The organism is Caballeronia zhejiangensis (genome assembly GCF_000698575.1).
GTDB lineage: Bacteria > Pseudomonadota > Gammaproteobacteria > Burkholderiales > Burkholderiaceae > Caballeronia > Caballeronia zhejiangensis.
In genome coordinates this window covers 13,292-36,094 of record NZ_JFHD01000037.1, presented here as the reverse complement: position 1 = coordinate 36,094, position 22,803 = coordinate 13,292, and the positions used below count along the sequence as shown (strand labels likewise).

Annotated in this window: 24 protein-coding genes and 2 pseudogenes; 21 read left to right on the top strand and 5 right to left on the bottom strand. The window is 57.5% G+C overall.

Features of this window, described 5'->3' with window-relative positions; genetic code table 11:
- Positions 1–363 precede the first annotated feature (363 nt).
- The 13 genes from BG60_RS29750 (at position 364) to BG60_RS29690 (ending at position 11,545) form a co-directional block, all read left to right on the top strand.
- Positions 364–732 carry a TrbC/VirB2 family protein gene (locus BG60_RS29750; protein WP_033535953.1) on the top strand — a complete coding sequence of 123 codons (369 nt, stop codon included), beginning with the start codon at positions 364–366 and terminating at the stop codon, positions 730–732.
- Positions 729–1,031, top strand: coding sequence for a VirB3 family type IV secretion system protein (locus tag BG60_RS29745; protein WP_008345292.1), 303 nt, complete (start codon positions 729–731; stop codon positions 1,029–1,031). The genes BG60_RS29750 and BG60_RS29745 overlap by 4 nt, the downstream gene beginning before the upstream one ends.
- Complete coding sequence (locus tag BG60_RS29740; protein ID WP_008345291.1) at positions 1,018–3,690, top strand: VirB4 family type IV secretion/conjugal transfer ATPase; 2,673 nt, start codon at positions 1,018–1,020, stop codon at positions 3,688–3,690. The genes BG60_RS29745 and BG60_RS29740 overlap by 14 nt, the downstream gene beginning before the upstream one ends.
- Positions 3,687–4,352 (top strand): TrbJ/VirB5 family protein, encoded by a 666-nt coding sequence (locus tag BG60_RS29735; RefSeq protein WP_008345290.1) that lies wholly within the window; start codon positions 3,687–3,689, stop codon positions 4,350–4,352. The genes BG60_RS29740 and BG60_RS29735 overlap by 4 nt, the downstream gene beginning before the upstream one ends.
- Positions 4,353–4,606: 254 nt before the next feature.
- Complete coding sequence (locus tag BG60_RS29730; protein ID WP_033535951.1) at positions 4,607–5,014, top strand: hypothetical protein; 408 nt, start codon at positions 4,607–4,609, stop codon at positions 5,012–5,014.
- Positions 5,002–5,868, top strand: a complete 867-nt coding sequence (locus tag BG60_RS29725; protein ID WP_008345288.1) for a TrbL/VirB6 family protein — start codon at positions 5,002–5,004, stop codon at positions 5,866–5,868. The genes BG60_RS29730 and BG60_RS29725 overlap by 13 nt, the downstream gene beginning before the upstream one ends.
- Positions 5,865–6,539 (top strand): VirB8 family type IV secretion system protein, encoded by a 675-nt coding sequence (locus tag BG60_RS29720; RefSeq protein WP_008345287.1) that lies wholly within the window; start codon positions 5,865–5,867, stop codon positions 6,537–6,539. The genes BG60_RS29725 and BG60_RS29720 overlap by 4 nt, the downstream gene beginning before the upstream one ends.
- A gap of 38 nt (positions 6,540–6,577) precedes the next feature.
- Positions 6,578–7,387: a TrbG/VirB9 family P-type conjugative transfer protein gene (locus BG60_RS29715; RefSeq protein WP_008345286.1), complete on the top strand. Its 810-nt coding sequence runs from the start codon at positions 6,578–6,580 to the stop codon at positions 7,385–7,387.
- A 1-nt stretch (position 7,388) separates the two neighbouring features.
- Positions 7,389–8,612, top strand: a complete 1,224-nt coding sequence (locus BG60_RS29710; RefSeq protein ID WP_008345285.1) for a TrbI/VirB10 family protein — start codon at positions 7,389–7,391, stop codon at positions 8,610–8,612.
- Positions 8,613–8,621: 9 nt separating this feature from the next.
- The gene (virB11, locus tag BG60_RS29705; protein ID WP_008345284.1) at positions 8,622–9,644 is read left to right on the top strand and encodes a P-type DNA transfer ATPase VirB11; all 1,023 of its coding nucleotides are present in this window, start codon (positions 8,622–8,624) and stop codon (positions 9,642–9,644) included.
- Positions 9,631–10,545 carry a lytic transglycosylase domain-containing protein gene (locus BG60_RS29700; RefSeq protein ID WP_008345283.1) on the top strand — a complete coding sequence of 305 codons (915 nt, stop codon included), beginning with the start codon at positions 9,631–9,633 and terminating at the stop codon, positions 10,543–10,545. Before virB11 ends, BG60_RS29700 begins: the two co-directional genes overlap by 14 nt.
- Positions 10,546–10,589: 44 nt before the next feature.
- Positions 10,590–11,177 carry a hypothetical protein gene (locus BG60_RS29695; RefSeq protein WP_008345282.1) on the top strand — a complete coding sequence of 196 codons (588 nt, stop codon included), beginning with the start codon at positions 10,590–10,592 and terminating at the stop codon, positions 11,175–11,177.
- Positions 11,178–11,305: 128 nt separating this feature from the next.
- Positions 11,306–11,545, top strand: coding sequence for a hypothetical protein (locus tag BG60_RS29690; RefSeq protein ID WP_008345281.1), 240 nt, complete (start codon positions 11,306–11,308; stop codon positions 11,543–11,545).
- Between the two features lie 62 nt (positions 11,546–11,607).
- On the opposite strand, the gene mobF is transcribed toward BG60_RS29690, so the two are convergent.
- From mobF to BG60_RS29670, 4 genes are read right to left on the bottom strand one after another with little or no spacing between them, the layout of a single operon-like run.
- Positions 11,608–14,664: a MobF family relaxase gene (mobF, locus tag BG60_RS29685; protein WP_008345280.1), complete on the bottom strand. Its 3,057-nt coding sequence runs from the start codon at positions 14,662–14,664 to the stop codon at positions 11,608–11,610.
- A 13-nt stretch (positions 14,665–14,677) separates the two neighbouring features.
- Complete coding sequence (locus BG60_RS29680) at positions 14,678–16,315, bottom strand: type IV secretion system DNA-binding domain-containing protein (RefSeq protein ID WP_008345279.1); 1,638 nt, start codon at positions 16,313–16,315, stop codon at positions 14,678–14,680.
- Between the two features lie 4 nt (positions 16,316–16,319).
- On the bottom strand, positions 16,320–16,532 hold the full coding sequence (locus tag BG60_RS29675) for a hypothetical protein (RefSeq protein ID WP_008345278.1): 213 nt from the start codon (positions 16,530–16,532) through the stop codon (positions 16,320–16,322).
- Complete coding sequence (locus tag BG60_RS29670; protein ID WP_008345277.1) at positions 16,532–16,939, bottom strand: hypothetical protein; 408 nt, start codon at positions 16,937–16,939, stop codon at positions 16,532–16,534. Before BG60_RS29670 ends, BG60_RS29675 begins: the two co-directional genes overlap by 1 nt.
- Positions 16,940–17,330: 391 nt before the next feature.
- Here BG60_RS29670 and BG60_RS29665 point away from each other — a divergent pair, with 391 nt between their 5' ends.
- From BG60_RS29665 to BG60_RS29635, 8 genes and pseudogenes are all read left to right on the top strand, one after another.
- Positions 17,331–17,795, top strand: a complete 465-nt coding sequence (locus BG60_RS29665) for a hypothetical protein (protein ID WP_008345276.1) — start codon at positions 17,331–17,333, stop codon at positions 17,793–17,795.
- Positions 17,792–18,496 (top strand): StbB family protein, encoded by a 705-nt coding sequence (gene stbB, locus BG60_RS29660; RefSeq protein ID WP_008345275.1) that lies wholly within the window; start codon positions 17,792–17,794, stop codon positions 18,494–18,496. The genes BG60_RS29665 and stbB overlap by 4 nt, the downstream gene beginning before the upstream one ends.
- 14 nt (positions 18,497–18,510) lie before the next feature.
- Entirely contained in the window at positions 18,511–18,903 is a 393-nt protein-coding gene (locus BG60_RS29655; RefSeq protein ID WP_008345274.1) for a hypothetical protein, read from the top strand.
- 541 nt (positions 18,904–19,444) lie between these two features.
- Positions 19,445–19,756, top strand: a pseudogene (locus BG60_RS37280) (hypothetical protein); the annotation flags it as partial.
- Positions 19,720–20,306, top strand: a pseudogene (locus tag BG60_RS29650) (ATP-binding protein); the annotation flags it as partial. The pseudogenes BG60_RS37280 and BG60_RS29650, both read left to right, overlap by 37 nt.
- A 457-nt stretch (positions 20,307–20,763) precedes the next feature.
- Complete coding sequence (locus BG60_RS29645; RefSeq protein ID WP_008345272.1) at positions 20,764–20,955, top strand: hypothetical protein; 192 nt, start codon at positions 20,764–20,766, stop codon at positions 20,953–20,955.
- Positions 20,956–21,059: 104 nt separating this feature from the next.
- Entirely contained in the window at positions 21,060–21,299 is a 240-nt protein-coding gene (locus BG60_RS29640; RefSeq protein ID WP_008345271.1) for a BrxR family helix-turn-helix transcriptional regulator, read from the top strand.
- A 124-nt stretch (positions 21,300–21,423) separates the two neighbouring features.
- Positions 21,424–21,726 carry a helix-turn-helix domain-containing protein gene (locus BG60_RS29635; protein WP_033537004.1) on the top strand — a complete coding sequence of 101 codons (303 nt, stop codon included), beginning with the start codon at positions 21,424–21,426 and terminating at the stop codon, positions 21,724–21,726.
- A gap of 268 nt (positions 21,727–21,994) precedes the next feature.
- Here BG60_RS29635 and BG60_RS29630 read toward each other — a convergent pair whose 3' ends face one another.
- Positions 21,995–22,795 carry a hypothetical protein gene (locus BG60_RS29630; protein WP_144403807.1) on the bottom strand — a complete coding sequence of 267 codons (801 nt, stop codon included), beginning with the start codon at positions 22,793–22,795 and terminating at the stop codon, positions 21,995–21,997.
- Between the last annotated feature and the right edge of the window lie 8 nt (positions 22,796–22,803).

Here is a 22,803-nt window from a genome sequence, read left to right as displayed (position 1 = left end):
ACACTGCCGTATAGTGACTATAAGTCACTGGATAGTGACAAAAACGGAGAGGGAGCGAGGATGGGCGAATCTGTTCGATCGCAGTATCGAATTCCCAAGGAGCTGAACGAGTGGCTCAGCGCGCGCGCCAAAGCCGAAGAGCGATCGAGAAACGCTCAACTGGTTGTCGAGCTTAGGATCCGTATGCGAGAAACAACTCACGTCCACTCCGACTCTACGATCGAGTTGGATCAAACAAAACACGACTAACCAAATCCTGCCAAGCGAGATAAGGGTCAATCCATATATTAGTACTGCTTATACGTTATTCATTTTCTTCAAAAGCTAACGAACCTTAAGGTTCATCTCATGAGAGGGCCGAAAATGCAAGCACAGAATTCAAACCAAGCCGCCGAAACCCAGCAAACCGATCGACTGGACAGGGTGCTCGACTTGACGGCTAATGCCTGTGTGATCGCCCTCCTCTTTCTTCCGCAACTCGCACACGCTCAAGACGCATCGGGAACATTTGGCGGAATCACTGCTTTCTTAAGGTCAGTCACACAATTGCTGATCTACGAGTGGGGCTACTACATCGGCATCATCACCTTGGCAATCCAAGGCTACCGCTGGAAGACCGGCCGCATCGACCTCATGACGCTTGGCGGTTGGGGCCTCGGCATTGGCCTCGTCTTCTTTGCTCCCAACATCGTATCTGATCTTAAGGCACGCTCCGCTGGAACGATCGTATGAGCGGGGTCGAGGACTCTCACGACGATGAGGGGGAAGCGCTTGTCGCTGCGATGACTCGCCCCACGATGGTCGGTGGATTGACGCTCGCAAGTCTGGGGATGAGCTTCTACATTCCTAGCATGGCCGCGATGATCTCACGGTCCGTGTTGCCCGCAATGGTCATACCCTTTCTGCTCCTTGCCAGTTACTTAATCTGTCTCAAAGACGTTTACTTGTTCGACATCTTGGCTGCCGCAACGCATTTAAAGGCATGCCCGAACAAGCGCTTCTGGAGATGCCGACGCTATGCGCCTCGTTGACGTTCTGAAAGAGAAGTTCGACATGTCGCTGTCGATGCCGCTACCGGACGGGGCGGCTCTCGACGACAAGGAAATGGCAGCAAGCGACATGATTCCTTATACCGTGCATTATGACGACGAAACCATCATCACGAAAGACGACGGTTTAGTTCAGGTGATTGAGCTTGATGGACTGTATTTCGACTCGCTTAGCGCGGTCCAAATCAAGCAGTTCGAACGGCGGCGTAATACCGTGTTGCGTTCGATCGCGAACAGCGACCGCGGCGTCTACGTCCATCTAATTCGTCGCAAGGTGAACCAGTACCCGGAAGGTGATGGCGGTACATGGTTCGCACGGCGTTTCAACGCAGCTTGGCGCAAGCGCTATGAAAAGCGTTCGTTCTACGTCAACAAGATTTACATCAGCATCGTTAGGAATCGCTTTCGGCAAGGCGCGCCTGGACTGTTGGACCGTGTTTTCTCGCTCGCCTCAGGTGCGAAGATTTCGTCCGAAGACCAGGAGTCGTTCGACGATCAAGCGAAGGATCTGAACGAAGCTACGAATCTTGTCGTGCAGACCCTGTCCGGCTACGGTGCGCGAAAGCTCTGTGTCCGGCGCCGACCGGCGTTTCTCAGTGAACAGGTTAGTGCGGCGGATGCTCAGGTCGCGATCCAGCGATTCAAACTAAGCTGGAAAGAGTTTCAGACTCAGTACGGCGTTTGTCAGGTGTACGACCGCGAAGACGTAGAGGACTATCTCGGCGAAGACTATTCGGAGATTGCTGGGTTTTTCCACTACCTGATCAATCTGGAAGACGAACGCGTACCTATCACGGACCTGCAGCTCGACCGGACGCTTGCTGTGTCGTGGCTCGATTTCAAGGTGGTAGGCAACATGATGGCCGTGCAGAACCTCAGCGCAACGCGGGCCGGTGCCATGCTGAGCATGGCGGAATGGCCAGCACGCACGCCGTCAAACATGCTTAACGAGTTCTTGAAGCAACCCGTCGAGTACATCGTCACGCAGTCGTTTTTCTTCAGCGACCGTATTACCGCCGAGCACGATATGAAACAAGAGCGGCGACGTCTCGTTGTCAACGACCGGGACGGCGGTGCAGAAGAGGACAAGCAGGAAATCACTGATGGGTTGCGCGATCTCACGAGCGGTCGAGCAGTCAACGGCCTCCATCATCTGACGATCCTCGCCCATGTGCCTGCCGCAATGTCGCACGCCGACCCAGTTGACAACAAAAAGCAAACGATTGCGGATCTTGATAACGCGGTCGCGTTGCTCAAGAAATCGTTCGTCAACCTCGGCGTGAAGGCGGTGCGTGAATGGTTTGCGGTCGAGACCTTCTTCTGGTCCCAGCTTCCTGGCCAGGCGCAGCACTTCATCGGCCGGCGCGGGAAGATCAAGTCAGGCAACTTCGCAGGATTTGCATCGCTGCATAACTACGCGATTGGAAAGATTGACGGCAACCTGTGGGGGCCTGCGATCATGCCTTTCGAAACAGAGAGCGGCACCGCCTACTACTTCAACTTCCACCGAGAGATGGAAGGGATGGTCGCGGGCCATTTGGCCCTGACCGCAGACACTGGAGCGGGAAAGACCACCCTACTGTCGGCACTGATCGCCATGGCAGACAAGGCCCGGCCTCGCGTGTTTTGGTTCGATAACCGCGAGGGTGCGAAGGTGTTCATGCGAGCGATGGGTGCGGCACATACCACGCTGTCGGTTCAGGGAAACACCGGTTGGAATCCCTTCAAGTTGCCCGACTCGCCGGAGAATCGCCTGTACCTCGTGGAATTGATGACACTGATGCGCACGTGCTATGGCGGGAAGCTCGTTCCCGACGACATCGAGCGATTCAAGCGGGCAGTCACCGAGAACTACGACGTCTTGCCTTTCCAAGACCGACGTTTGCGCAACGTGGCATGGTGCTTTGGTCAGGGCGAACTCGCGAAGGACATGCGAATCTGGCATGGCGCAAATGGTTCAGCAGGTGCCAACTGGCGCGTGTTCGACAACGAGAACGACAGCATCAACCTCACGCAGTGCCGGCACTACTGCTTCGAAATGCGGCAGCTTATCAAGGACGGGGTTGCTCGGCCCGAGCTGCCTGTCGTCTTGAGCTATCCGTTTCACCGCATCGAGCACTCCATGAACGGTGAGCCGTTCATCCTCGTGCTGGAGGAAGGCCAGAATCTCGTCGAACACGCGTACTGGCGCGAGAAGATTGACAGCTACATCATGCAAATTCGCCGTAAGAACGGTCTGCTGATCTTCGTCACGCCCGACGCGAAATACCTCTACTGCGAAACCGATTCGATCCAGAAGCAAACTGCAACGAAGATTTTCCTTCCGAATGGTGAGGCGAGCAAGACCGATCTGGTGGACCGTCTCGGCCTCACGATCGGCGAGTTCGACTTCGTTCACGACACTCCGCCCGAGAGCTTCAAGTTTTTGATACGGCGCGGCCACGAGTCGATTCGGGTCAAGTTCGATCTGTCCGATATGCGTGAATTTATTCCTGTCCTGTCGTCGAACGACAAGGGTGTTGCGCTGATGGAGCGAATCATCAGTGAACTCGAGACCGACGAACCAGAACAGTGGGTACCCGTTTTTATGCGGCGTGCGGTCGCCGAGAACACCCACAACCTCAAGCGGGAAGGAGCGTGACCGTGCGAAACACTCTGTTAGCCATCGCTCTCGGCGTCACACTCAGCGCTTCGGTGCCCATTTACGCCACGGGAATTCCCACGTTCGATGCCGCGACCTTTCTGCAACTCCAGCAGCAACTTTCGCAACTGCAGGACCAGTACAGAACTCTGAAAGATCAATATGCAGCTGTCACCGGAAGTTATGGTCGCGGGTCGATTGGGTTGAATCAGTCGATCAACGCGGCATCGGTTGTACCAGGATCGTGGCAAGAGGTCGTTTCGCAACAGCAGAGCGGCACCTTCGGCGCGAGACAAAACTTTTACGAAAAGCTCATCAACACACTGCCGCAGGACGTGTTCGCGGATCCTAGTGCGCAAAATGCGACCACGTACAAAATGAGCACAGATTCGGTTCGGGCTGCTTTAGCGGGTGGGGACTCACTGTATTCCGAGGTCCAGACGCACCTCAACAACCTGTCCGTGCTGAGTCAGCAGGTGGATACAACGACCAACGTTAAAGATGCGCAAGACTTGCAGAACCGCATCGCCAGCGAAAACGGCATGTTGTCGAGCGCCATGGCGAAGCTCAACGCAATGAACATGAATTTGCAGGCGAATCTGGTGAATCAACAGAATCAAGCTACTGCCGGAAATCAGAAGTTTTATCAATGGAAGAAATAGCCAATCCTTCGCGTAGGAAGGAACATGCCACAGAAGGAGGAAAAGAATGAAGCCTTTCATCCTAGTTCTGAAAATTTGCACTGCCTCGGTATGGCTCCCGCTGTGGCTTATTAAACGCAGCATCCGCTTAGTTGTCGTTTTGGTGATCGGCGCAGTGCTCTCTAGCTGCACCAGTACGTCGAGCAAGCTCGAGAGATCGCCGTGCGCCTGCTCTTTCGAACCGATCAACGCAATTAGCTATGGGAGGAATGGAGATGTCTAGGAAGCTTTGGACATGGATTTTGGTGAGTACAGCAGTGGTACTCGTCGGTGGCTATGGTCTCCTCAAGACTCTCAGCCGAGAGCCTGCCGTACCTTCCACAATGGCCCCACAAGAGATGACCCCATCGTCGACGCCGACAATTGAAAAAGGCAGCGGGAACCCACTGCTTGGAGCGGACAAGGTAGCGGTTGCCAAATGGTATCCGGGTCATTGCTTCGCAGAGTTGTACGCGAAAGATCCTTCGTTCGGCGGGAAGATGATTCCTGGCTGTGTCGTCAAGGTGATTGAACAGGTCAAGGCAGACACCGGCGTGACGCTGACCGAGGCAGATATTCAAGCACCCGATGTAGTTGCACATTTCAAGCAGCTCTACGGCTCGAGCAATCCATGGCGACAATGACCCTCGAAGGAATGATTGGCGCCGCCGATGGCGTAACTCATTCGTTCCTGACGCAGACCTACCCCGCTCTTGCTGCAGCGATATCTACGCCTGTCTATCTGCTCGCCGTGGTCTACTGGGCGGCTTACGGCTACAAGATATATGGCGGTTACGAGCCGATGCGATGGAACGCCCTACTTGCAAAAGCCTTCATGACCGCCGCCGTATTCTCTGCGTTAAACTGGGGAGGCATGGGCCAAAGCATCTATGGCTTCTTTACGTCGTTCATGGAAGGAGTGGCTTCGACCATCATGTCAGGCAGATCGACGGCATCAATGCTTGACGCACTGTATAACAACGTTGGCCAGGTTTCGGCGTTGATGCAAAACGTAAGTTGGTATCAATTCGGGATGATTCTGCAGGGATTCGGTCTCTTCCTAATCAATTGCGTGTTGTTTGTGCTTGCGCTCGTCTACATGACGATCGCAAAGTTCGGCCTCGCAATTACGATGGTTCTGTTACCGGTCTTCGCTGGCTTCTTCTTTTTTGAACAAACACGGCAGTGGGCCATCAATTGGCTGAGCAAGATGTTGAATTTCTGCCTTATCTATATCTTGGTTATAGCCATCGTCCGTTTTGGTTTTCTCGCGTTTGGAGATGCGATTGACGAAGCCGGAAAGGCCTCGAGCGTCACGGATGCCGCGTTTATCAACGTACAGCAAGTTGCATATCTTTACATCGTTGAAGGTGTATTGATCATCTTCATGCTGCAAGTCAAAGGCTGGGCTGCATCCCTTTCCGGCGGTGCATCTGTACAAGGCTTGTCTTTGTTGATGATGGCTGCTCGGACGATAACCAGGGGGTCGCTCAAATGAGCTTCGGCAAGAGTACGTTCAAAGGCGACACTGACACTCAACGGATGCAGCTTGGCGGCTCGAACAAACTCAAGCAAGAGCGCAACCGTGCATACCTCTTCATCGGCTTGCTTCTCTTTGTGGTCGGCGGAATGGCTAGCGCGATCACCGTGCTAGCCAACATTCACACAGTCATTCCGGTCGTGTCCGTGCTCGATGCAAATGGGCACGTGGTGAAGCAACAAGTTGTCAACAAGGAAACCATCTCGGGCCAGGAAAGCTTTGTCCAGAGCCAGGTGTACGACTTCATCATGTATTGCAACACGTTTGACCCGGACTGGCGGCAACGCTTCGCCGATCTGTGTCGCCTGCATTCGACGCAATCGGTCGCCGCACAGTATGACGCGGAAACGAGTGCGGATAACGCTAACAACCCCTACTACCAGCTCGGCCAAGGCGGCCGTCGCTATCCGAAGATCACGGGTATTACATCGCTCGGAAAGGATGCTTATCAAGTCTCCTTTCAATCCATCACCGAAAAGCCCGGCAGCCCGCCGAAGATCGACTACTACACGGCGCTCGTGCGCTACACCTTTACCTTCAAACCGCTCGCGTTGGGCGACCGTTGGGAGAACGCGCTCGGATATGCCACGACGGGGTATCGGAAGGATCAAGAGTTGAGCCGCCAGTAACGCGCCGTCGGCAAGTGCTTCGTGCAAGGAATCAGACCATGAACTTCAAATCCGCTCCCATCGCTTTCGCCATGATCAGCAGCGTGACGATTTCGCTGATTCCTGCCTCCTCACTTGCGGCCAAACTCCCGCATGCGCTTGTAACTGATGATCGCGTCAAGCAGGTTCCGTACGACCCAAATCAAGTGTACGAGGTGGTTGGCACATACGGTTACCAAACCTCCATCGAGTTTGCCAACGACGAGATCGTCAAGGTCGTCTCGTTGGGTGACTCGATCGCATGGCAGACAGTGCCCTACCAGAATCGCTTGTTCATCAAGCCGGTCGAGCCGAATGCGGCAACCAACCTAACGGTCGTGACCGACAAGCGCACCTATTACTTCAAGCTCACTAGCTCGAAGGCGCGCACGACTCAGACGTTTCTCGTGCGCTTCGTCTACCTGAATTCAGGTTCGAACCAAAATGCGAACCTGAGCGGCTACGCGGGCGGCAGCCGGACTGACGCGAGCACGAGCACCGGAATTGATCCCGCGCGACTGAATATTGACTACGGCGTGTCGGGGGACAAAACCGCCATTCCGCTCAAACGCGCCTTTGACGATGGGCAGTTCACTTATTTTCTGTTCGATCAGAACGCCGAGATTCCCTCGTTTTACACCGTAGGCCCGGACGGTACTGAGTCCGCGGTCAGTCCGCGCCGGGAAGGCCCGTTTATGGTCGTCAAGCGCACCGCGAGCCTCTTCACGCTGCGCAACGGCGACGCCCACCTCTGCGTACAGAACAATGCGAATCCATATCGCCGCGCTGATATGAGCGCAGCTTCGGCGCTCAGAACAGTGGAGCATTGATATGGCAGATCCGAACAGCAATACGCCAGATGACCGCGAGGCGGCCGTTCGCGAGTGGGAGAAGCAGGCGAATGCGTCGATGGTCGTCGACAATCGAAAGAAGCGGTTTGGTGGCATCGCCATCGCCGTGATCGCGGCCGGCGCCATCGCGGCGGTGTGGTTGGCCAAGCACAGCGGCAGTGACACGGCCAAGTCGGCGGCAAGCAGCGATATTTCCATCCCAGATCGGAAGCCTGTGCCGAAACTCAAGGATCATGAAGCGGCGAGTACTTCCTCTGTCGCCGCAGCACCCGCTCCAACACCGGCAAGCACGGTGCAGGCCGATGACCCGATGAAAGCGCAGCGCGAGCAGATGGAAATGCAGCGTCGAGAGCAAGCGCGCCGTCTGCTGGAAGCTCGCATGAAGTCGGCCATCATCCCGCCAAACAGCGCGAATCAGCCAGCAGGCGTTCAATCACAGTCTGGGCCTGATGCAGGCAACCAAGTTCGGCAGAACACCGGGATGTTAGGAGGCGGCTCGAGCGATCAGGGTCCGCAAGATGCCAATTCGCGCTTCGCGCGCGCGGTAAGTGGCAACGCTGTCCCGGTGAGCATGGCAAGTCAGATCGACAACCTTCCCTACAAGGTTTTGCAAGGCGAGTTTATTGAAGCGGTTCTGGAACCGCGGGCGATTTCCGATCTCCCGGGCCAGTTGTGCGCGCTTGTGCAACGCGACGTCTATGGCGCACAAGGTCGGCTGAAACTCATTCCGTGGGGCTCCCGCGTGTGCGGCACGTACAACGCGGAGTTGCGCAAAGGCCAGGATCGCGTCTTCGTCGTATGGAACACACTGCGTCGTCCGGACGGCGTGCAAGTTGCCATTGACAGCGCTGGCAGCGACCAACTTGGAACAGCGGGTATGGGCGGAATCGTTGACACCCATTTTGCTGAGATCTTCGGCATGTCGGCGCTCTTGTCGATTATTGGTGCCGGCGCGTCGAATGCGGGCGTCAGTTCGGGTGACCAGTACAACTCCGCCTCACAATACCGGCAGTCGGTCCAGCAAGCCGCGGCTCAGTCGTCGCAGCAAGTACTTTCTCCGTACATCAACATCCAACCCACCGTCACAGTGCCAGCAGGCTCCCGCGTGCGAATCTACGTGAACAAGGATCTGGACTTCACGTCGATTTACAAGGAGCAAATCGACGCGGCGAAGCACGTCGATGGCGTAACGTTTATTCAATGAGGAGGAGACATGTCGCAGATTGCCTCCTTCCGAGCCAAGCTCTCCCTGTTAGCGGACTATCTCGATGACAAAGAGGTGACCGAGATCCAGGTCAACAAGCCCGGCGAACTCTGGCTCAGAAAGAAAGACTCGTATTACGCGGAAAAGATCGAAGTGCCCGGCCTGTCGTATCAGCTTCTGTCGTCATTGGCCGATGTCACCGCCTCCTTCAAGAGCCTTGAGGTGGACCGGGAGAGCCCGATTCTCTCGGCTGAAATCCCTGTGAACCTTGATGATGGTATTCCGGATTTCGAGCGCGGAACCTATCGGGCTGAAATGATCCTCCCGCCCGTCGTGCCGGAGGGAACCATCGCGATGACGATTCGCAAGCAATCGCTCGTTCGGATGAGTCTGCCGAAATACATGCAACAAGGCGCGTTCCGCTTCGTGAACGGCGACGTAGTCGACGAGCCGTATTCGGATGCACGGCTGGAGGAGATGTACCGCGAGAAGCAGTGGGACACGTTCCTGCGCGGCGCCGTCCTCGCGCACAAGAACATCGTCATCTCTGCCGGCACCTATTGCGGCAAGACCACATGCCTCAATGCGCTGGTCCAGGAAATACCCGGACATGAACGCATCGTCACGATCGAAGACTCTCGAGAAATCGAGCCGGCGCAGCCGAACTGCGTGCGACTGTCCTACGCCCGCCATCAAGCGTCAGGACAGGCTGCGGTGACACCAACCACGTTGCTTCGTTCGTGCATGCGGCTCACACCTGACCGGGTCATCATGGGTGAGATCCGCGGTTCGGAGGCGGTTGAGTTCGTGAACATGCTCAACACCGGCCACAAAGGATCGCTTACGACCATCCACACGGATTCGCCCGCCGAGATGTACGACCGGTTCGGCGAGCTGATGGACGGCCATACCTCGATGACACGCGAACAGATCATCGAGCGCGTCAAGAGGCGTATCGACGTTGTTGTGCAATGGAAATACACCGAGCGCAACGGCCGCTACATATCGGAGATCCTTTATGCAGGCGCGTGATCTGTCCGCAACATTGCTGTCGATCGGCCTGCTGATCGCCCTCTCCCGGATCGCTACCGCGCAGACGCCAGCGTCGGCCCTGCCGTTCGACAAGCTGGCCGCCGAGTGCGCCCCGGGGGTGCATCCGAGCACGCTCAGGGGCGTAGTGACCACCGAATCGGCAGGCAATCCCTTCGCGATTGGCGTTGTAGGCGGTCGGCTGGAGCGTCAGCCGCGCAACTTGCCGGAAGCGGTCGCGACGGCCAGAGCGCTCGAGCGCCAGGGATTCAATTTTTCGATGGGCCTCGGACAGGTTAATCGATTCAACCTTGCGAAGTACGGCGAGCGTTACGAGACGGTATTTGAGCCGTGCCGCAACCTCAGGGCCGGCGGTGCGATTCTCCGAGATTGCTACCAGCGAGCGCGGGCTCGGATTCCAGACGATCAGCAGGCGCTGCGCGCGACGTTCAGTTGCTACTACTCAGGCAACTTCACGCGCGGCTTCCGACCAGATCGCGCGGGTCAGCCGAGCTACGTGCAAAAGGTTGTTGCAAACGCGACCGACACGGCGATCCCCGTCGTGCCAGCAGTAAAGCGAGATAGCGCCGATGCAGGCGTTCCAGTGCGGCCGACGGCAAACGCAAAACCTGTGAAGCAAGCGGCCACGTCGGCACAATGGGTGATGTTTGCGGAGGACCGGTCGCGGCTCGACCCGGCCTCCGCCTTGCCGGTCGACGATACCAGCAGGGATCCGACTGTCAAAGTGCGGCTCGCGACACCGACCAAAGGCTCAGCGGTCGAAGCGAACCCAACTCGTCCAATCTCCAGGTCGTCACCACACGAAACGCAACCTGTCCCCGTCCAGCGATCACCGTCATCGACCACCCAAGAAGCTGCGCCGTTTGTTCAGTTCGTAGATTGACGCTTCTCTCGCTCGCGAGAAAAGCGCCATCGGGAGAAGAAACGATGAAAAAAACCCTCGTTGCCTTGTTTGTGCTCGGCGCGTCGATGTCGACGCAGGCTTCGGAATATGGCTGCAAAGTTTTGCTGTGCCTGGCGAACCCCGCATCCAACGGCGGCCCCAAAGGCGTTGACGAGTGCGTACCTCCCATCAACCAGCTCTACCACGATCTGAGCAAGGGGCGACCATTTCCGAGTTGCGATCAGGCTGACGGCAATGATGGATCGAGCTACGCCCGTCAAGTCTATGATCCGTATGATCCTTGCCCTGCACCCTTGCTCCCCGCCGAACGCGGTGCCTACGTCGTACAGGGCCAAAAAAGGCCGAGCGGTAACAAAGGGGGCTGGTTTGGAGGCGACGGCTCATACACGCTGAATGACCAGCCGCAAGTCTCAGAGTCATCGCTCGGTAACGGCTTCGCTTCGGGCGCGCGGGCGTGTGTCGGTCAACGAATCGGATCGTACGTCGTGGGCAACTATGACAACACGTATACCGTTGCCGTGTTCGACAGGGTGCTCTGGCAGATATCGCAAAACCCGCGCGCCATCGACGTCTATATCGACAACGGGTGGCAACAGCGCGTGCGTTGGTGACGGATATTAAACGGATGTTCGGCAACTGGCTAAACTCGCGCAAACGCCGTGCGCATAACAGGTTCGCGAAAGACGCTAGGTCTACAAACTCAGCGGCGCTGAGCCAACCTATAAACCGAGCACGAAAGATGACCCGACCGCTTTTTATCCGTCTCGCCGATGTGATCGCCTTCCTTGTGGTCACTTATCTTATCGCCTCTATTGCCACAAAAATGTTGGGGCAGATTGCCAGCTGGCCGGACCCGGGACGTTGGATCGCGATTTTCGTGGTCGGCGCCCTTGCGATCGCCTGCGCGATCAAGATTAAGCCGATCTCGCGGTGCTTCGTTGACTTGATCCATTTGCCCTTCGACCGTTCCAAGGAATAGCGGACGCTCTCAAGTACTTGGCGGGGCACCCATCAACAAGTGTTCGTCTGTCAAAGCGAAGACTATCCAAATCGACCAAATTCTGAGGGCTTGCGACCGTTGGCCGGTTGCTTGCGTTGATCTCCGAGCGATTGACGTTCCAACGCTTGCTTCCCCTCGGCCGCGCCTCGTGGTTGCATGTCTTGCCCGCGGCGCTGCAGTTCGCGTTCTCGCTGAATGGCCAGCGCTGTCGTCTTGTCGAAGCGGCGTGCGATTGCAGCGGGCAGCGATTTCATCGAATCGGTGTAGACGCGTGCCTCATGCCGCGCTCGGCTGATCGCGACGTAATACAGATTCATCGACGTCGTGCGGCTCTTGGTGTCGAGCGCGATCAGAGTCCGATCGTTGGTCAGGCCTTGCGAACTATGGACCGTCGAAGCATACGCGTGCTCCAGGTGAAGCGGTCGGCTGATCGGTAGCTCCAACGACCGCACTGACCGACCATTGCGTTGCTCGACCGATTCGAGGCTTACGACACCGCCGATCACGCCCGTTACGCGCATGCGGTCACCGTTGGTGAGATCACGGCCCGAATCGTTACGGTTGATCCGTACGGTATCTCCAACAGACAACTCCGCTCGCTCAAGGCGATAGACGCTGAGCTGCGTCACTTTACGCGGGTTGATCGTAGCCGTGGTGCCATCTTGTCGCGACAAGACTAGCGCATTGCCGGGGAGTGCTTCGGCGACGCGATAGGTTTCGCCGCGGATCAACCCGGCCTTCACGTAATCCTTCTCCGGCTGAATCACCATGCCGGGCTGATAGCTCGGCGCGAAGCGGCGCTGCGCTTGCGTCATATCCACACGGGTCAGGGTCTCGAACTCCCGTCCGTTGCCGGTGAGCGCCAGTGACTCGCGCACCATTTTGTTGATTTCCCGGCGTGCCTCATTCGTGCCGGCGACAATCAGGGTTTCACGGCGCTCAGCTTCGGTGAGCTTGATGTAGTCATTCACAATGGCGCGGTGTCGGTCCGCTGGCTCTTTCAGTTCCTCAACATGCTTGAGATGCGCGAGCGATTGGTGAACACGGCTCTCGGCCGCGTGTTCGACGGCCGCTTTCAGTTCGTGATCTTTCTGTCGCTGTATTTCGCTGATGCGCGCGGTCTGCATGCCATTGTGTTGAAGCTGGGCGAATGGTTTGCCTGCTTCGATCGCCTCGGTCTGTTTGGTGTCGCCGATCAACACCATTGTCGCACCTGCCTTTTCAACCGTTCGCATGACTTGCTCCATCTGGCGCGCGCCGACGACGCCCGATTCATCCAAGACGATGATCGTCTTGCTGTCCACCGGCTTTTCCTTGGATCGAAGGAAACTGGCGAGGGTGTGCGCTTCGAGACCTTCGTTCTTGAGCGCCTTGACCTGATTGCCGTATGGCGCGAGCGCGACCGTGCGGTAGCCCTCTCGCATCGCTGAGGACGATGCCTGCTTGATGAGCGCGACGGCTTGATTGACGGTGTAGGTTTTCCCGGTTCCCGCATCGCCCTGAATGCCCACAAATCGGTTGCTCGTGGCAACAATGGCCTCGACCGCCGAACGCTGCCCCGCATTGAGCGTGGAGTCTTCGAGTGCTGACCGGACGGTGGTGATGGCCAAAATCGGTGTCACAGCGCCGCGCCCGGTGCGCTCAATCGCGAGAATGGCCTTTTCGCGGGCGAGCGCCTGTTGTGTCGTGTAACGCTTCTCGGCGGGAACGAGCGAGCCCTGCTCGATCGCGGCATTGATGTATTGCTGCGCCTGCTTGTTCGACCACCCCTTGAGCTCTTGCAGATAATTTCTCCAACCGGCGGACGAGAGTGCGGGGCCGTCCTTTCGTTCCGCCAAGCGATAGGCCGGCACCGCCTCGATCAACGCGCCCTGCCCGACCAGACGGTTGATTTCGGCGCGTACCTCGCCGGGACCCGCCAATCCGACGGACCGACGCAGCGCGGTCGCCATCAAGACACTCTCACGCACGACGGCTTCACGTTCTGTCAGGTGATGGATCGCGTACTGCACGACCGCCTGCGCGGGCGTAATTCCCGCCGGGAGACTCGTAGCGGCAACGCGGTCGCGGTCGCCGGAGTCAGTGCGTTTCCCGGCGCGACCATCAACGCTGCTGTTCATCCGTCCTGCTGCCGCGCCACTTGTGTCGGCGATCTCAGCTTGCCTTCGGTGTTCGCGGCCATCCCTTGCGTCATAACTGCGCCCGTCGAGCTGGGAACGCGAGCCGTAGTCGATACCGAGCTCGCGGCTTTTCTCGACCCAATATTGCTTGACGATCTCTCGGTCGGACTCGTCCTTGCGCGGGCGCGTCGCAAGCGCAATGACCTGCTTTTCGAGCGTGCTTGCGCTCGCGCGCGTCTTGCCCTCGTTCGCCAACGCCTCTTCGATGACACGGCTGCGCGCTGAAAACGCTTCGATCTGGTCGCGGCTGATGTGAGCCAGCTCAAAGTTGCCTTTGTCGTCGACGAGGCGGATGGCGTAGCCAATCGCCTGCAGGCCCTTTGCCAGTTCGGCTTTATAGATTGCATCAACCTCATGCTGAACACGGAATATGTCCTCGTTGGAGAGTGCGCGCCATGCGCCATCGGCGCGTCGCGTCATATTCATCACGACCGAATGCGTGTGCAACTGGGGATCTTTCGCCCGGCTCATTTCGTGCCGGAACTTCGCGATGGTCATGTTGCCGGTGCGCTCACGGTAGCTCTTGCCTTTGACCTTCTTGCGCGCCTCGGCCAGTTGCTCAACCTGCTCAAGCGCGCGCGTCACGGCACGGTCGTGGGCTGCGGTTACTTCGCGGTCGCCGGCGACGAGCGCTTGCATCGACACCGACTTGGGGGCCGAGAACGTGAGATCGAGCCCCATGCGCTTTTTGTTGTCGACGGGGTCGAACGTCGTCTGGATGCGCTCGCCGTTAGGAAGCTGTCCATTCAACAGGCGCGAGAGCTGCGCCTGTTCGATTGGTCCGGTAAGTCCAAGGTACCGGGCACCTTCGCCCTGCCACTCGCCCGGGTTCTCCTTGGCGTAGTAGTCGTCGGCGGCCGAGAAATAATGTGCTGCGGCGTATTGGTTGTTGCCGCGAATGGGCGTCACATTGAGCATGGCCGCGCCTCCGTCACTTGATCTCGATTGCGGTGGCGCGATGCGGATACTTGACGTAGGGCAGCCTGATCTTGGCAATCGGGAAATCTTCGCCAAACATGACGTAGCCCTCCAGGTCTTTCAGGAAGGAGATTTCCGAATCCATGACGACCGGTTCGGGCGGGCTGGTGACCACGTTGCGGCTGCGCCCTCCGCCGCCGCCTCCGGCACCGCCGCCTGCGTTGGTGGTGATCTGGACGCGCTCGACCTGATGCTTGCCGAGGATCTCGCTCGCCTTGTCGGTATTGAGCGCGTTCGACCCGCCAAAAATGAGGTAATTGCGAAAGCATCCGAGCAAGGTTCGCGCAGCATCCTTGCCATAGGTTTCGTCCAGCTGGGCCCAATCTTGAATCGATGCTGCCATGCGCAGACCGTGTTTGCGGCCTTTGGTTGCGGCCGGCACGAAGGATTCGAGCTTGCCGAGGGACTCCAGCTCATCGAGGAAGAGCCAGAGTCGGCGCGCGAGCGGTACGACGCTGTCGGGGATGCTCATGATGGTGGCGCAAATTGTGTCGATCCATGTGGCCACGAGCGGGCGCTGTGTCGTGCGCATGTCCTCACGCCAGGTGATGAATAGGTTGCCCGCGTTCGGATCGTGCACCCACCGGTAAAGCGAAAACTCGCCCTTCGACATGAACCGCAGCGGCCGCACATACTTGTTCATCATGAACTGGATCGAGGCGACCGCCTTTTCCGCGTTCTCGCGAAAGTAACCCTGCGAGTCAGTATTGGTGAGGAACGCCTGAATCACCTCGCCATCCTCGCGCACTAGGAGATTGACCAACGTGTCCTGGTCGGGGTTGTTGGTCTCGACCAGCTTGCGCATCGTGTCGGCGAGTACATCGCGCGTGTACGCGCACCACTGCTCATCGGTCGGATCCAACTGCGGGGGAATGATGCTTCGGGCCATCCGGTCGAAGTCATGGACACCTCGGATCTCGTTGAAGAGGGTCCAGCCGGCTGATCGTTGGTCAAACGGGTTGAGAATGATGTCACCGGGAAAGCTGAACTTCGAATAGAACGTGCCGTTCGGGTCCACCACTGCCATCTTGTCGCGACGCTTCACGGCCGATGCGATCATGCATTCCATGGCGACCGACTTACCGGCGCCGATGGTCGCGCAAATCAGCGTATTCCGGTTCTCAAGGTGCAATGGCATCGGCATCCGACCGATCATGATGGGCGGCAAGTCTGCTGCCCTCGCTTTTGAACCCAAACTTGAGGCACCCGCCTTTGGCTCCAGTGCTGCCGCGCGCTTCAGTTCAGAGCGAAGGCGGCGATTCTCGCGGCGATTCGCGGCCTTCACCTGCTGCTTGACACCATGCCAGTTCGCCATGCGCGCACCACGCAGCCACCGGTGGTATCGGGCGCCGCGGAAGCCGTCGTCGCCGTACTCGTGCAGCAAATACGCGGTGGTTGCGGCCAGGCCGAGACCGAGCACGACGCCGCTTGCAAGGAGCGGGTTGTGCGGCGTCATATGGAGCGCTGCGGTGAGCGCTTCCGGGAGCGGGCGCAGCGGCACGTCCGCGGCATAGGTGCCGGCCAGCCACCCGGCAATCGGTAAGCTGACGCCAAAGAGCAAAGTCGCGTTTTCCGCTTCGTGTTTCTGCATCGGCCTAGCTCCTGCTGCGCCTGAGGACTGCATCACATCGCCTGTCGAGCCACGTGGCCAGGATCTGTGCATCGCGAGCCGCGTCAACGCAATCGCGCCGCAACGCGCTGAGCAGCGCGTCGCGGAGCCAGTAGCTCATGCTGGGTGAGTTGAGAGCCGCCTGAATATCGGCGTCGATCCATTCGATGGACTCAATCGGGTCGGTCAGGCCTGACATCACGATTCCTCCGTCAAGCGAGCGATCAGCGAAACGAGTTCGGGAGATGAAGCCGCGAGCAATTCCGCCGGCATAGCAGTACTTATCTCGGCGTGTTTGCATGCAAGGACGAGATCATTGAACTCGCCGGTCGTCGCCTTCTTGCGCATCAGGAAGAGCAGCGCGGCCAGCAGTGTGTGTGAAGTCGTCTGGCTACGCTCAATCTCCGCGAGCCGACCGTTGAGCTCTTGCCGCTCAGCCCATGCTTCCATGCTGTCGCGAGCGACCTCGCGCTGGCTGTCACGACTCATCGCCTTATCGCGAATATATTTCGACAAATGCTTATAGCCCGCCAATGCCGCGGCCTCTTCGACCCTGCGGCGATCCTCCTCTGAAAACCAGACTGGGATCGATTTGCCTGTGCTCATGCGTGGTTATCCCTGTTGTTGAAAATAGAGTAACTCATTCTTCTTACCTATAGTATTGTCTATAGGTATCAAGTGAGCAAACACATAGCTCTCCTGCGAATTCCTATAGCAACGCTATAGAGCCAAAGTAGTGTCACTTTTGATTTGAGGCCCATAAAACCAAGGCTTTGCATCCCCGAAGGGGGTGCGTGAAGTGTATTGAGATTTCTGGCCTGTTAAGGACAGGGATCTCCAGGGGTTAAGGGCGTGATAGTCGACTAGCCCGAAGGGCGTAGGCGAAAAAGATGCGAGGCAGCGGCAGAAAGGTTGCAAAACAAAAGCAAGTTGCTAGTATGAAGAAGGCGTATCAGATGCAGCAGGACTGCGTATCAATAGCTCGGAGGATGCATGAATGCCGCAACGTGACGTGATGCAGGCTTTGACGGCGCTGGAGCCAAAGACCAAAGCGGCAAAAGTACGCGAAGTAATGCCGTTGATCGAACAGAGGATCTCAGCGGGCGTGCGGATCGCGGATATTTTGAAGGCTTTGAGAGAGAGTGGGATCGATTTGACCGAAGCCACATTGAAGAGCTACTTGTACCGATACCGGCAGAAGCAGCAGGTCGAGCGAGAGACTACAGGGCAGAAAATTCAATCCAATGCGCAGCGTTCCAGCGCCACCGATCCAGTGTCACAACGACACTACTCTGACTCATCTTCGATAACTGATTCAGATTCATCGGCACAAGTAGCCTCACACGGGCCGATCTCGATGCAGGAGCTAGACCGCTTGATGAAACCCGACCCGGCAGAACAAGCCGAGAAGCTCGCACGTTATGAACGCCTAGCCAAACAGCAACGAAGGAGTCGCACATGAAAGTCGCCGTCATCAACTTCAGTGGCAATCCGGGAAAAACCACGCTGGTCGATAATCTGCTCGCACCGCGCATGAATGCGCCGAAATTTGAGGTCGAAACGATCAATGCGGGCTCATCCGGCTCCAACGCCGAACGGCTCAAGGGCAAGGACTACGGCGGACTTCAGGAGGATTTGATGACGCTCGACTCGGCCATCGTGGATGTGGGCGCATCGAACGTCGAGGAATTTATCAAACAGATGAGCCAGTTCGACGGCTCTCACGAGGAGTTCGACTATTTTGTCGTGCCTGCGGTGAGCGAGAAGAAACAGCAGATCGACACGGTCAACACCATCGAGACACTGGCCGGGCTTGGCGTTCCTCCGAAGAAAATCCGTGTGGTGTTCAACAAGGTCGAACTTGAAGATGCGAGCGATGTGCCGCGCTTGTTCAGTACGGTTTTTGGCCTTCACGCGGAGCGCAAGTGCTTCACATTGAAACCGGAAGCGGCGGTTTTTAGAAACGAGATTTTCGAGCGGTTGCGTGTGCTTAACAAGAATGTTTCGGAGATCGTCGCGGATGCGACTGACTACCGGGCCCTCCTCCGCGAAGCGACCGACGAAGACGTGAAAGCGCGTGCAGTCAGCATGCTTTCGGCGCAGCGGCTCGCGAAGTCCGCGCACAAGAACCTGGACGACGTATACAAGGTGCTGTTTAAGTAACGGGGGGGTACGTCATGGGTGGCAACGTATCCACCGCTCGCGAAGCGCTGATGGCGGAGCTTTTGCAGGATGCCGATGCGCTTGTGCGCCGCTTTGAACAGGCTGATGAAGCGCTGTCCGGCAAGATCGAGCGAGCAACTACCGACGCGGCAGGCAAGGCGTTTCTCGCAGCGAAGCTCAATTTTGAGTCGGTGATCGAGCAGAATAGCGACAGGCTCATGGAGGCGGGCCGCGTTGCGGCCGCACAGATCGGAAATCAGCTCAACAGTGGCGCCGTCCAACTTGTTGCCGGGAATGCCGCATTTGAACATAAGGCGCGCCGGCTCGTGGTGATGCTGGCCGTATTGGCGTTAGCCGCTGGCATCGTTGGCGGCTTCATCGGAAGCAAACTGGTCATCGGCATGTGATCTGAGCGCGCTGCGTCATGCGCGCTCAACCATTCACGAAGTTGCAGGAAAAGCCTTCGGGTCAGAATGAATTCCGCTCCAGCGGAAGCATTCGTCATGTTGCGACAAACTCACGCGCCGGAACGGCGCGCATTTTTTCCTCCGACGCCCCGTGTAAACAACAACGCTCCTTTCTGATGCCATCCTTCGGTGGGAGCGAATAGGCGGTCGTGTCGCCGGAAGATAGTTAGTTGCGTAACTTTCGATTACGTCGCGCGCGACGGATCTCCCGTGTGCTTAGCTGATTCGACCTCTTACCTCTTCGGCCATTTGGCGGACTCGTCATGATAAAGGGGCCAAGGGATCGAGAGGACTGTCAGGAACGGGTGACCAACTCGGCAGTTCGCCACGGATCTGGGATATGCGCACATGCTGATCGCCTTGACGCCGCGACGGAAAGCGGGCTCAGCAAGCGCAGCGCGTTGGCGCGGTGATTAAAGCCGTTCAGGCAGCGGCACGTCTTTCGCGGCGAGGTCAGGCGGGAGCCACACGCGTGAGATACTTGTTGAAGCAAACCGGTGGCGACCGCGTGATGGTTCAGGTTCTCGCTGCGACTCCCGTTCATGGATTGGAAGCCGTGCTCGTCGCCGTGGAATTAGCGCTCGAGTCCGGACGCCCGAGCGGTGACCATGTCCTCAACATCCTTGCTCGACTAAAAAGTCCGTCGCAGCGTCCGGGTGACGTTGTGAGAACAGCAATCACGCTCAAGGTCGAACCGCTTGCAGACGTTCGCCGTTACGAGCGGCTGCGAGTTACGCGCAATGAGGAGAATTGGTCATGTCGAATGAAACAGCTGCACTTCTCAAATCGTTGAAGCTTCACGGAATGGCGCAAGCATGGCCGAACTGGTAGCGCAGGCGCGTCACAACGACTTCGACCCGGAGCAATTCATGCAGATGCTGCTGAAGGCGGAGACTGCTGAGCGGCAGGTCCGGTCAATCAACTACCAAATGGCCGCAGCTCGTTTCCCTGCCCATCGTGACATTGCCGGGTTCGACTTCGCGCAGGCGAATGTCGATGAAGCTCTTGTGCGAGAACTCCATACTGTTCGATTCTGCGAATCCGCGCAAAACATTGTGTTCATCGGTGGCCCGGGCACAGGAAAGACGCATCTTGCGACGTCCATCGGCATCGAAGCGATACAGCATCACGGGAAGCGAATTCGATTCTTTACCACCGTTGAGCTCGTGAATCAGCTCGAAGCCGAGAAGGCCGCCGGCAAACCGGGACAGCTGGCGAATCGCTTGATGTACGTCGACGCCATCGTTCTGGACGAGCTGGGCTATCTCCCATTCACTCAAACGGGTGGCGCACTGTTGTTTCATCTCTTCTCGAAACTATACGAGCGTACGAGCATTCTCGTATAAGTTATTTGGAATTGAATCTGTGCTACGTTAGGCCAGTTTTTAGTTGGCTGGTGCGTAGAACATATTGAAACAGATCACGCAGATGCGGAGGAATTACCGCTTACGTTTGGCCGTATCAAAGTCGACACCTTGCACGTACCACGGTGCCTTGATTCCCAGGGCGGCTTCAAAGAGTTGATTCGTCATTGTTCGCTTTGTGTTGCATGGCTGGTTGCTGCATTCTGCCGCATCCAGCCATGTCCCAGCTTGTCAATTCAAAGCGCCTCAAGGGTTCGCTGCGCCGGGCTCACGCCCGCCCTTCTATGAACATCAGATTGTCAAGGATTACTTTGAATTGACGTCCGGCTGGCGAGCGGCTGCAAGAGTGCCCCCACCTGCATACGGAAGCCGTAGCTGGCTGAGGGACAGGCCGGAGCGTGGCAGCAAGGCACACGCCGCTAACTGCTGATCATCAATGAGGCAGCATCCTCCCGGCAACTGTTACCTCAGTGCGAACGAGCCCACGGGTGAACTCACGCACCAGCTGTGCAAAGCCATCACGCAGTTGCTGGCCAATGACACACAGACAGCGGTCAAGCTGTTCCTGTACGACAACTTCTCCGTAAACGCCCAGCCGGGTTCACTGCGGCGCGCCGTCGCCGCCTGATCCAAGCACTGCTGTTTTTCCCACCACACGCTATTGCTGTGGTGTCGCTCTTTACCATGCCTACACATAAGCCTTGAACAATTCAGACGTGAAGGAAACAACCCATGAAAGGCCGCTTCACCCTCCCCTACGCTGTGCTGCAGCGTCTTCGCATGATCGACGTACTTTTGGCCACGCTGGGCGAATTCGATCGCTCGGTGCTCGTCGAGTATTTCGGTATCTCTATTCCGCAGGCCAGCGCCGATATCAGTCTCTACAAGAACCTCGCTCCCAACAACGTCACGTATAGCAGCAGCCGCAAGCGCTACGTGGCGGCGGTGAGCTTTGCGCGCGTCTGGGACTAACGAGGATAGGGCGCAAAACCATGACTGACCGCATCAAGCAGTTTCTCGACGACAGCTACGTGAAGGGACAAGCCTGCAAGCGCCGTGTGATCATCGAACTGGATCAGTTTCTGAACATCGCATCGTGACGGCCTCGATCGGCAGCCGGACCGAGATTCGTCACTATCTGGACGGCCATGAGCTTTGCATGCCTTGGCTCACCCCCGAGGAGCGTCGTCTCTGGGCGGCCCGCATGCGTGCGGAGGGATTCACGTGCAAGCGCATCGCCGCGTTCCTGAGCGTGTGCCCGGGCACAATCTACAACGATCTGCGGTATCTGCGTGTGAATCACCCCGGCAAACTCTTGAACCTCGCCCCCGTCACGAAACTGGTGGCCATGAGCAGCCTGCGCATCACCCGCGATCGTCACACCGGCATCGTGCACTAAGCCGATTGTCTCGACTCATCCCGCTCGAGTTCGCTCTATGGCGAACTCGAGCGGGATGTATGGACGTACTTGTGAGGTACGTCTTTTTTTTTCGCTAAGCCTCTTCCAGCCGTTTGAATAGGGCTTTGTGATGCGCGTAGATTGCAACCATTTTCGACCGTCGGTCGACCGAAGACGGTTTAATGTCCCGACCAACATGAACGACGACGGCGCGCGATGCCGCATGTCGTCGTTCCAAGAGCTTCAGCCGCTCACGTTGTTTCATGGCTTATCCGGCGTTGGCGGGACAGGCGTTCTCGCTATCGGCGATGTCGACAGCTGCATGCGCTTGCGGTGCTCCCGCGGACAGGAGGTCCAGCAGATGTCGTCGTGCGCGCGCGGCCTGCACGCCGGCATCCCCTCTCCAGTTTGCGGGGTGTTGGATCCGGTAGCATAGAAACTTGCCGTGAAGTTCGAACTCTTCGAGCTGGCCCTTCTCGATGCCGATGTCCATCCAGTGGCGACGGCTCACAAACACCCTTCCCTTTCCTTTGATTGGAAAGAACTTGCGTCTGATGCGCACCTGCTCACCGCTCGTGCCGTTCGCGAAGATGATCACATCGGGTCTGAAGTGATCGATCTGTACGTCCAGCAAACGCTTGGATAAGTCTGCGATTTTAGGGAAGTACTTCGACCTCGTGGGCGATTTGCCGCGAGAGTCAACACAAAGCAGATTTGAGTAGATAAGTCCGTCGGCGGTGCCGAGGCACTTTGCGAGGTCGCGCAGAAAGTTCGGAAAGCTAAGGCCAGGGCCGGTACTACCGGCAAGAAAACCGTCGAAGACTTCGCGATGTCGGGCGAGTGCCGCTTGGACGTACGCGCGCGCCCCTTTTTCGTGCGCTTTCACATTCCATCCACTTGCCCCATACTCGCGACCAATGACCATGACCTTCCGAGCGGTAGCGTCTCTAGGACCGTTCACAAGAAAAGGCGTGGAGAGCTTCCGAAGCCGCGCTTCGTCGAGGTCGTAGAACGCCGGGTCGAACTCTTCCAGTATCTGCGCGTATCGCGCCGCAAGCACTTCGTCCATTCTGCTCT

What these genes read in the sequence shown, in the direction of transcription:
- BG60_RS29750 (WP_033535953.1), top strand. Translation starts at nt 364, where the DNA reads ATGCAAGCACAGAATTCAAACCAAGCCGCCGAAACCCAGCAAACCGAT.
- BG60_RS29745 (WP_008345292.1), top strand. Translation starts at nt 729, where the DNA reads ATGAGCGGGGTCGAGGACTCTCACGACGATGAGGGGGAAGCGCTTGTC.
- BG60_RS29740 (WP_008345291.1), top strand. Translation starts at nt 1,018, where the DNA reads ATGCGCCTCGTTGACGTTCTGAAAGAGAAGTTCGACATGTCGCTGTCG.
- BG60_RS29730 (WP_033535951.1), top strand. Translation starts at nt 4,607, where the DNA reads ATGTCTAGGAAGCTTTGGACATGGATTTTGGTGAGTACAGCAGTGGTA.
- BG60_RS29725 (WP_008345288.1), top strand. Translation starts at nt 5,002, where the DNA reads ATGGCGACAATGACCCTCGAAGGAATGATTGGCGCCGCCGATGGCGTA.
- BG60_RS29720 (WP_008345287.1), top strand. Translation starts at nt 5,865, where the DNA reads ATGAGCTTCGGCAAGAGTACGTTCAAAGGCGACACTGACACTCAACGG.
- BG60_RS29715 (WP_008345286.1), top strand. Translation starts at nt 6,578, where the DNA reads ATGAACTTCAAATCCGCTCCCATCGCTTTCGCCATGATCAGCAGCGTG.
- BG60_RS29710 (WP_008345285.1), top strand. Translation starts at nt 7,389, where the DNA reads ATGGCAGATCCGAACAGCAATACGCCAGATGACCGCGAGGCGGCCGTT.
- virB11 (WP_008345284.1), top strand. Translation starts at nt 8,622, where the DNA reads ATGTCGCAGATTGCCTCCTTCCGAGCCAAGCTCTCCCTGTTAGCGGAC.
- BG60_RS29700 (WP_008345283.1), top strand. Translation starts at nt 9,631, where the DNA reads ATGCAGGCGCGTGATCTGTCCGCAACATTGCTGTCGATCGGCCTGCTG.
- BG60_RS29695 (WP_008345282.1), top strand. Translation starts at nt 10,590, where the DNA reads ATGAAAAAAACCCTCGTTGCCTTGTTTGTGCTCGGCGCGTCGATGTCG.
- BG60_RS29690 (WP_008345281.1), top strand. Translation starts at nt 11,306, where the DNA reads ATGACCCGACCGCTTTTTATCCGTCTCGCCGATGTGATCGCCTTCCTT.
- mobF (WP_008345280.1), bottom strand. Translation starts at nt 14,664, where the DNA reads ATGCTCAATGTGACGCCCATTCGCGGCAACAACCAATACGCCGCAGCA.
- BG60_RS29680 (WP_008345279.1), bottom strand. Translation starts at nt 16,315, where the DNA reads ATGCAGAAACACGAAGCGGAAAACGCGACTTTGCTCTTTGGCGTCAGC.
- BG60_RS29675 (WP_008345278.1), bottom strand. Translation starts at nt 16,532, where the DNA reads ATGTCAGGCCTGACCGACCCGATTGAGTCCATCGAATGGATCGACGCC.
- BG60_RS29670 (WP_008345277.1), bottom strand. Translation starts at nt 16,939, where the DNA reads ATGAGCACAGGCAAATCGATCCCAGTCTGGTTTTCAGAGGAGGATCGC.
- BG60_RS29665 (WP_008345276.1), top strand. Translation starts at nt 17,331, where the DNA reads ATGCCGCAACGTGACGTGATGCAGGCTTTGACGGCGCTGGAGCCAAAG.
- stbB (WP_008345275.1), top strand. Translation starts at nt 17,792, where the DNA reads ATGAAAGTCGCCGTCATCAACTTCAGTGGCAATCCGGGAAAAACCACG.
- BG60_RS29655 (WP_008345274.1), top strand. Translation starts at nt 18,511, where the DNA reads ATGGGTGGCAACGTATCCACCGCTCGCGAAGCGCTGATGGCGGAGCTT.
- BG60_RS29645 (WP_008345272.1), top strand. Translation starts at nt 20,764, where the DNA reads ATGAGGCAGCATCCTCCCGGCAACTGTTACCTCAGTGCGAACGAGCCC.
- BG60_RS29640 (WP_008345271.1), top strand. Translation starts at nt 21,060, where the DNA reads ATGAAAGGCCGCTTCACCCTCCCCTACGCTGTGCTGCAGCGTCTTCGC.
- BG60_RS29630 (WP_144403807.1), bottom strand. Translation starts at nt 22,795, where the DNA reads ATGGACGAAGTGCTTGCGGCGCGATACGCGCAGATACTGGAAGAGTTC.